The 7760-nt window shown below is 42.9% G+C and carries 9 protein-coding genes and 2 tRNA genes; 3 read left to right on the top strand and 8 right to left on the bottom strand.

Features of this window, described 5'->3' with window-relative positions; all coding sequences use genetic code 11:
* The 3 genes from ACEYJ7_RS04170 to ACEYJ7_RS04160 all read left to right on the top strand — a co-directional run.
* Positions 1-77, top strand: a 77-nt coding sequence (locus tag ACEYJ7_RS04170) for a 50S ribosomal protein L19 (RefSeq protein WP_288293967.1), incomplete at its 5' end; no start/stop codon positions are given.
* 157 nt (positions 78-234) lie between these two features.
* Positions 235-969, top strand: coding sequence for a DUF4184 family protein (locus tag ACEYJ7_RS04165; RefSeq protein ID WP_373777800.1), 735 nt, complete (start codon positions 235-237; stop codon positions 967-969).
* 19 nt (positions 970-988) lie between these two features.
* Entirely contained in the window at positions 989-1804 is an 816-nt protein-coding gene (locus ACEYJ7_RS04160; RefSeq protein ID WP_373777799.1) for a shikimate 5-dehydrogenase, read from the top strand.
* 188 nt (positions 1805-1992) lie between these two features.
* Here ACEYJ7_RS04160 and ACEYJ7_RS04155 read toward each other — a convergent pair.
* The 8 genes from ACEYJ7_RS04155 to rpmG all read right to left on the bottom strand — a co-directional run bounded on the left by ACEYJ7_RS04155 (position 1993) and on the right by rpmG (position 7759).
* A tRNA-Ser gene (locus ACEYJ7_RS04155) sits at positions 1993-2082 on the bottom strand.
* Between the two features lie 82 nt (positions 2083-2164).
* Positions 2165-2254 (bottom strand) — tRNA-Ser (locus ACEYJ7_RS04150).
* 107 nt (positions 2255-2361) lie between these two features.
* Positions 2362-3453 (bottom strand): tRNA (uridine(54)-C5)-methyltransferase TrmA, encoded by a 1092-nt coding sequence (gene trmA, locus ACEYJ7_RS04145; protein ID WP_373777801.1) that lies wholly within the window; start codon positions 3451-3453, stop codon positions 2362-2364.
* Positions 3454-3537: 84 nt separating this feature from the next.
* Positions 3538-3867, bottom strand: a complete 330-nt coding sequence (locus ACEYJ7_RS04140) for a DUF413 domain-containing protein (protein WP_373777798.1) — start codon at positions 3865-3867, stop codon at positions 3538-3540.
* Between the two features lie 155 nt (positions 3868-4022).
* Positions 4023-5555 carry an aspartate aminotransferase family protein gene (locus tag ACEYJ7_RS04135; RefSeq protein WP_373777797.1) on the bottom strand — a complete coding sequence of 511 codons (1533 nt, stop codon included), beginning with the start codon at positions 5553-5555 and terminating at the stop codon, positions 4023-4025.
* 21 nt (positions 5556-5576) lie between these two features.
* Positions 5577-5834 (bottom strand): hypothetical protein, encoded by a 258-nt coding sequence (locus tag ACEYJ7_RS04130; RefSeq protein WP_373777795.1) that lies wholly within the window; start codon positions 5832-5834, stop codon positions 5577-5579.
* Between the two features lie 71 nt (positions 5835-5905).
* Positions 5906-7270, bottom strand: a complete 1365-nt coding sequence (locus ACEYJ7_RS04125) for a diaminobutyrate--2-oxoglutarate transaminase (RefSeq protein WP_373777794.1) — start codon at positions 7268-7270, stop codon at positions 5906-5908.
* A gap of 318 nt (positions 7271-7588) precedes the next feature.
* Complete coding sequence (gene rpmG, locus ACEYJ7_RS04120; protein WP_005624479.1) at positions 7589-7759, bottom strand: 50S ribosomal protein L33; 171 nt, start codon at positions 7757-7759, stop codon at positions 7589-7591.
* Between the last annotated feature and the right edge of the window lies 1 nt (position 7760).

Genomic DNA, 7760 nt, shown 5'->3' with positions numbered 1-7760 from the left:
TACGTAAAGCGAAACTTTACTACTTACGTGAGCGTTCAGGTAAATCTGCACGTATCAAAGAGCGTCTTGGCGAATAATTTCGCTGATGCGTTAATGCAAAAAGAAAGCCTTGGGGAAACCCAAGGCTTTTTTACAAGCGGTCAAATTTATCGATAAATTTGCAAAAACCGTTGTCTATACTATTTTGCAAATTTTTATGACGAGCTTACCGCTTGTTTTGTATAAGGAGTATACATGCCGTTTACCTTTGCACATCCGGTTACCGTATTGACTTTCCCTCGTAATCATCGTTATTTCCATTTTCCTGCGCTCGTGCTTGGGGCGATGTCGCCTGATTTTATGTATATGCTACACTGGAAAACCGGTGTCGGCGGGCATACGTTATTTGGCAGCGAATGGGTTAACTTGCCGCTTTGTTTGCTATTTTATGCTGTTTATCGCTGGATATTGGCAACGCCGATCAAAGAACATTTACCTGATTTTTGCGCATCAAATGTGCCGCAAGCCACCTTCAAACATCCGTTGGTATGGCTGGCGGTTTTTGTCTATTCCGCGTGGATTGGTATGGTAACGCATATTGCGTTGGATGCCACCACCCATGAAAACGGCTATTTTGTCCGACTGTTCCCGATTCTCCAGACTAAGCTTATTTTTCATGTTTATGATTGGTTGCAATATGGTATCGGTGCATTAGGTTTAATCACAATTATGCTTTATCAACGGCGCATGGCGGAAAAATACCCTTATTGCTCATCCCGTACTGCAAAACAAAAATGGTTATTTTGGTTGAGTGTGGCGAGTTTGATGGTGATCATCTTTTATGTAAGCAATCCGTTATATCCCTTGGTTTGGAATGAAGTTGCCAGTATAGTGTTACGTATTATAAATAGTTTTTTCATCAGCTTGACCATTCACGGGCTGATTTTTACAGGAATACAGCAAAAACAGTTATCGGATTTTGAGCATTAACGTAAACGAGGTAAACACAATGATTGATAAAGACACACAGCTTTGCATGTCGCTTTCGGGCAGACCGGGTAATTTCGGTACACGTTTTCATAATTATATGTATGAAAAACTGGGGTTAAATTTTGTGTATAAGGCATTTACGACCAACGATATTGAACATGCGGTAAAAGGCGTACGTGCGTTGGGTATCCGAGGTTGTGCGGTATCAATGCCGTTTAAAGAGAGCTGTATGCCGTTTTTAGATGAAATTTCTCAATCTGCCAAAGCGATTGAATCGGTCAATACTATTGTGAATACCGACGGTTATCTAAAAGCGTATAACACCGACTATATCGCAATTGTGAAGTTAATTGTGAAATACCAATTGAATTCAAAAGCCAGTGTGATTGTTCACGGTAGCGGTGGTATGGCAAAAGCGGTTGTTGCAGCCTTCAAGGATGCCGGTTTCAATAACCTTAAAATCTATGCCCGCAATGCCGAAACCGGTAGCTATTTGGCTAAACTTTACGGCTATCAGTATATTGATTCCCTTTACGGGCAAACCGCCGATATCTTGGTGAATGTGACACCGGTGGGAATGAAGGGCGGTAAAGAAGAATTTATTCTTTCTTTCCCAGAGAGTATGATTGATCAAGCTTCGGTCGCTTTCGACGTGGTTGCACTTCCGGCGGAAACTCCGCTCATTAAATATGCACAAGCACAAGGGAAAAAAGTGATCTCAGGGGCGGAGGTGATCGTATTACAAGCGGTAGAGCAGTTTGAACTGTATACCGGACAACGACCGAGTGATGAGCTGGTTACTGAGGCCGCTGCCTTTGCTCGCGCAAACAGCTAGATTGAAAATAAGGTAATCACTCACTCCAAAGTGAGAATAACTTAATATAAGGACTGAGTTCTGTATTCCACAGGCTCGGTCTTTTTAGTGAATTTGGAATACTCAGTGAGAAGATTTTGCAAAAAATGGTCCGTTTCTGACCGCTTGTAAGCCAATAAAAAGCCGTGAATGACTCACGGCTTAAAGAGTGGCGGAGGAAGTGAGATTCGAACTCACGGAGGGCGTTAACCCTCGCCGGTTTTCAAGACCGGTGCATTCAACCGCTCTGCCATTCCTCCGGATTGAATTTTTATTATAAATTATTGCTCTCTTGAGAGAGAAAACCTGTTGATAATTACTTACCAACAGGCTGAAAATACGTGGCGGAGGAAGTGAGATTCGAACTCACGGAGGGCGTTAACCCTCGCCGGTTTTCAAGACCGGTGCATTCAACCGCTCTGCCATTCCTCCGCTGTTGAAAACAGGCGAGATAATATAGATAAGAGCTGATACGGTCAAGTATTAAATAAAACAAACGCATTAAATGCTCTATTTTTCGTCACTGAACAGCTGTTAATTTACTTACGAATTAGCCAAACTCCACTTTCAATATGTTCCGTATAAGGGAATTGATCGAACAAAGCGCAGCGCTCGATTCGATGTGTTTGCGATAATTGTGCTAAGTTATTCACCAAAGTATATGGGTTACACGAAATATATAAAATGCGCTCATAGCCTTGCACCATGTTAAGTGTTGCTTGATCTAATCCTGCACGAGGCGGATCGACAAAAATCGTATGACATTGATAATCTTTCAGATTGATGCCGCGTAAGCGGTAAAACTCCCGCTCCCCGTTAATTGCCTGAGTAAACTCTTCGGCAGACATTCGAATAATCTGCAAGTTGTCTACACCGTTTTGTTCAATATTATGTTGGGCGGATTCGACCGAAGATTTGGCGATTTCTGTTGCCAGTACCTTACGAAAATTACTTGCTAATGCAATAGAGAAATTTCCGTTACCGCAATAAAGTTCTAATAAATCGCCTTGACTGCTGGCGGTGCAACTTCTCGCCCATTCCAACATTTTGATATTCATTTTGCCGTTCGGCTGAGTGAAACTGTTTTCTACCTGACGGTAAACGTAGTTTCTGCCATCAATATGTAATACTTCTTCTACATAATCGCGATCAAGTGTAATTTTTTGTTTCGTTGCCCGACCGATAAGTTGTAGATTGAAACCTTGTTTTGTTAATGTGGCTTTCAGTGCTTTCGCCTGTTCAAGCCACTCTTCTGTTAAGGTTTTATGATAGAGCATTGAAACGATAATCTGCCCGCTTAACGTACTCAGATAGTCGACTTGAAAAAGTTTACGGGTAAGGAGTTCATTCCCGCGAATCGCGTTGAGTAGGGCATTCATCATTTGATTGATGAGCGTACTGGCAATCGGCAGTTGATCGACGCGATAACGTTGTTTGGTTGATTGGTCGAACATAATGTGGAATAACTCACCGTCTTCATGCCATACACGAAATTCGGCACGTAAACGGAAGTGGCTTGTCTCTGATGCAAAAACTTCAAGTTTTGGCGCAGAAAAAGGAGCCAGTAAAGCGGTGAGATATTCTGCTTTTTTTGCGAGTAAATCAGGATAGCGGTCAATTGGTAGGGTCATCATTCTCTGATACGCTTTCTCTTTGAAAAGGGAGCGGGATTTTAAAAAAGAAAAGGCTTTTACAAGCCTTCTCACACCTTCACATTATTCTGAATCATCACCGATTCCAACATCGCCGCTCACATCGCCGGATAACGTGTAAATACGTTTAGCTTTGCTCGTGAGTGTGCGATATTTGATCCATACTTTTTCCAAGAAAGTTTCTGCTTCTTTTTCGCCTTTTATCGCAGCAACAAAATGTTTCTCTTCTGCGGTTACCGGTTTACGACTGCCGGATTCAAGTGCTAAACAAGCTTGACCGAATTGTTCTAAAGTTTGCGACTCACGAATAGTATAATCTCCGTGACGAGAGAAACCGCGCGGATAATTTTTATCATCAAAGAAACGACGGGTTACGCTAAAACTTTCTGCCATAATATGCCTCTTATTCTGTGCTAAATTTTAAATTCGAAATCGGGGAAGCATTAAATCCAAATATCGGGAATAAATCAATGTTTTAATGCAAAAAGCGGTAAGATTTGCAAAATTTTTTGCAAATCCGACCGCTTGTAAACAAGAATTCCACCAACTTAGTCAATCGCCGGCGTATATTCACCTTTCGCAATCGCCTCTTTAATACGTTCTGCTTCACTCAAGACTTGAGCTAATAAAGCCTGAACGTTTTCCAAGGTCGCAATCGGGCTTAAGGTGGTCATTTTTAACGATTGTACGTTGTTCACTTTGGTTACGCCGATATTCGCTTCGCCACGGGCAAAGAGTTCGTCTGCGACGTTTTGGTTCAAGGTATCGACAAACTCTGCCGGGTAACCTTGCGGTACAACACGGAACAGCACGGAAGCGAATTGCGGTTCAACTAATAGCTCTAAGCCGTCGGTCGCTTTGATGTAGTCTGCAACGGCACGAGTTAATTTCACACCGTGGTCAATCATTGAACCGTAGAGATTTTCGCCAAGGGCTTCCACGGTAAACCATAATTTTAATGCGTCAAAACGACGGGTGGTTTGTAGTGATTTTGACACTAAGTTTGGTACGCCGTGTTCTTCGTCGTACTCTGAGTTGAGATAATCCGCTTTGTAGTCGATGTAGCGGTATTCGTTTTCATCTTTTAATAAAAACGCCCCACAAGAGATACTTTGGAAGAAGTGTTTGTGGAAATCAAGGGTAATTGAGTCGGTGAGTTCAATACCGTCTAGGAAGTGGCGATATTCATTGGACAGTAATAATGCCCCACCCCACGCCGCATCAACGTGTAACCAGACACCGAATTTATTCGTGATAGCACGAATGGCTTTAAGCGGATCGATAGCCCCTGCGTCCGTTGTTCCTGCTGTCGCCACAACGCAAGCCACGATTTTGCCATCTAAATAGAGTTTGGCTAATGTCGCTTCTAACGCATTGGTATCCATTTGAGCGTTTTCATTGCACGGTACTGTTACCACAGATTGGAAACCCATTCCCATCATTGCCATATTTTTTTGTACGGAAAAGTGAGCATTTTCCGAACAAACGACTTTCACCTTTTGCATTGCATCAGGCGGAATACCGTCACGTTGCACCGACCATTCCGTGCCGTCCGCATTTTTCCAGTGTTTTGCAATGCAGGCATCACGGGCAAGTAATACGCCCATTAGGTTAGATTGCGTACCACCAGAGGTGAAAACCCCCGCTTGTCCTTTGCCGTAGCCCACTTTTTCACGCAACCACTCGATAAGCTGAACTTCCATTAATGAACCTGCAGGGCTTTGATCCCAAGAGTCCATAGATTGGTTGGTAGCATTGATTAAAACTTCGGCGATTTGGCTAGTGACCATTGTTGGACAGTGTAAGTGAGCCAAAGAGTGTGGGTGGTGTACTTTTAAACTTTTGTTGAGGAATAACTCGATTAAGCGGTCTAGGGATTTAGCAACGCCCAAGCCTTCTTTTGACGGGTTAAAGGCAATTTCTGAGCGTAGCTGTTTAATGCTACCGCCTGTATACATTTTTTCATTTTGTAGCCAAGAACTGACCGCTTGTACCGCTTGGTTCATCGCGCTTTCGTAATCCGCGATAGATTGCGGATCGTTACAGAATAGGGCTTGTTTATGTTTTGCAAAGTCGACCATGATTATATTCCGTTTAAAAATTTACTGTTTATGTGAGAGATGAAGAAGTTTGTCGATGCCGTAAATCAGCGAAAGCAAAATAAGGCTGCTAAAAAATCCCCCCAATAGTGCGAAACAGAGTATCAACCACCATTTTTCACTCGCGGAAATGCAGTACAGAAAAATCGCGAGGGTGAATAATCCGCATAATATCAGGAAGGCTTTCCGATAACGTTTAAAAACGATTTCGGTTAGCAGCTCTAACAATGCTTGCAGAAAAATTTCAATGACAAACTGCATTGGAGGCGTTCTCATCAATACAAGCGGTCGGAATTAGCAAAAAATTTGCAAATTCAACCGCTAATTCAGACTTAACCGCGTACAGTTTTAACCGCTTCTGCGACAGATTTGCTGAAACGTTTTACCATTTCTTCACATTCTGCTTGGCTGATGTTTACCGCACATAATACACGAACGACGTTACCGCCACGGCCGCCACGCTCTAACAATAGTTTATTGTTAAAACACGCTTTTTGGATTGCCGCCGCCAACTCACCGTCTTCTGGGAATGATCCCATCCGGTTTGCTGCTTTGCGTTCATCAACAATTTCGATACCCATCATTAAACCGCGACCGCGTACATGGCCGATACACGGGTACGCTTTGGCTAATTCATTGATGGCGTTAGCTAAGTATTCGCCGCGTTCTTGAGCGTTTTGAGCCAAATTCTCTTCGCGCATCATTTTTAATGCGGTGTAACCTGTTGCCATCGCTAATTGGTTACCACGGAATGTTCCGGTATGACCTGCCGGCAGCCATGCATCAAACTCTTTCTTAATGGCTAAGACCGCTAGTGGTAAACTGCCACCGATTGCTTTTGACATCACAACGATATCCGGCTCGATTCCGGCATGTTCAAATGCAAACATTTTACCTGAACGGCAGAAACCGGCTTGTACCTCATCTACGATCATTAAAATACCGTGTTTTTGAGTGATTTCACGGATTTTTTGTAAGAATTTGATTGGGGCCGGCACAACACCGCCTTCACCTTGAATCGCTTCTAAGATCACCGCTGCTGGCTTTACCACACCACTTTCAACGTCTTCGATAAAGTTTTCAAAATAGTAAGTTAAAGCGTCTGCTCCCGCTTCACCGCCTAAACCTAAAGGACAGCGATATTCATGCGGATACGGCATAAATTGTACGCCCGCCATTAAGTTCTGTACTTTATTTTTGGCATGTAGATTACCGGTGAGTGATAATGCCCCGTGCGTCATACCGTGGAATCCGCCGGAAAACGCGATCACATTACCGCGACCCGTATAGGTTTTTGCCAATTTGATCGCCGCTTCATTTGCATCCGCACCGGAAGGTCCGGTAAATTGCAAACGGTAATGATCTTTAGGGAAGAAAGAGAGTAATTCTTCCGAGAAAGCATCTTTTAACGGTGTGGTTAAATCCAACGTATGCAATGGCAAGCCGCTTGCTAATACATCTTGGATCGCTTGGATAATTTTCGGGTGATTATGACCCAAAGCTAGCGTTCCTGCACCCGCTAAGAAATCGAGGTATTCATTACCTTCGACATCGGTTACCCAACAGCCTTGTGCTTTTGCAATTGCAAGCGGTAGCTTACGGGGATAACTGCGCACATTAGATTCCATTGCGTCTTGACGCTCTAAATAGTATGCGTTGGTAGCGTGGTTAATTGGAGTTACAGGAGTATTTGTCATTTTATGGATAGACCTTCTATAGGAGGTTAAAAAAATAAGTCGGGTGCCTTGCGGGAAGCCTAAGCTTTCTCATCCTGAGAGATAAGATGCCATGGGGCATTTGACTCGCTACTTATTAAAAAAAGCGTTTCAGCTTTTTTGTTTTTGCCCTATTCGTTCCCCAAAGGACAGGGATAGGTTGGAAACAACGACTTAAACATAGAGCTATATTTAAGGACGGCACATACTACCCCTTTTTTTCAGAAAGGGAAGCCTCTTTACATAAAAAAAGAAAATAAAAAAACCCGGCATTTACCGGGTTTTAGCGTCAAAAGCAAATTATTTGATTTTTGCTTCTTTATAAACAACATGTTTACGCACAACCGGATCAAATTTTTTGATTTCCATTTTTTCCGGCATATTACGTTTGTTTTTCGTTGTGGTGTAGAAGTGACCAGTTTCAGCGGTAGAAACTAATTTGATCTTTTCGCGATTACCTTTAGCTGCCATT

Origin of the sequence: Glaesserella sp. (assembly GCF_041814905.1) — a bacterium.
GTDB lineage: Bacteria > Pseudomonadota > Gammaproteobacteria > Enterobacterales > Pasteurellaceae > Glaesserella.
This window is presented reverse-complemented; position numbering and strand designations above follow the sequence as displayed.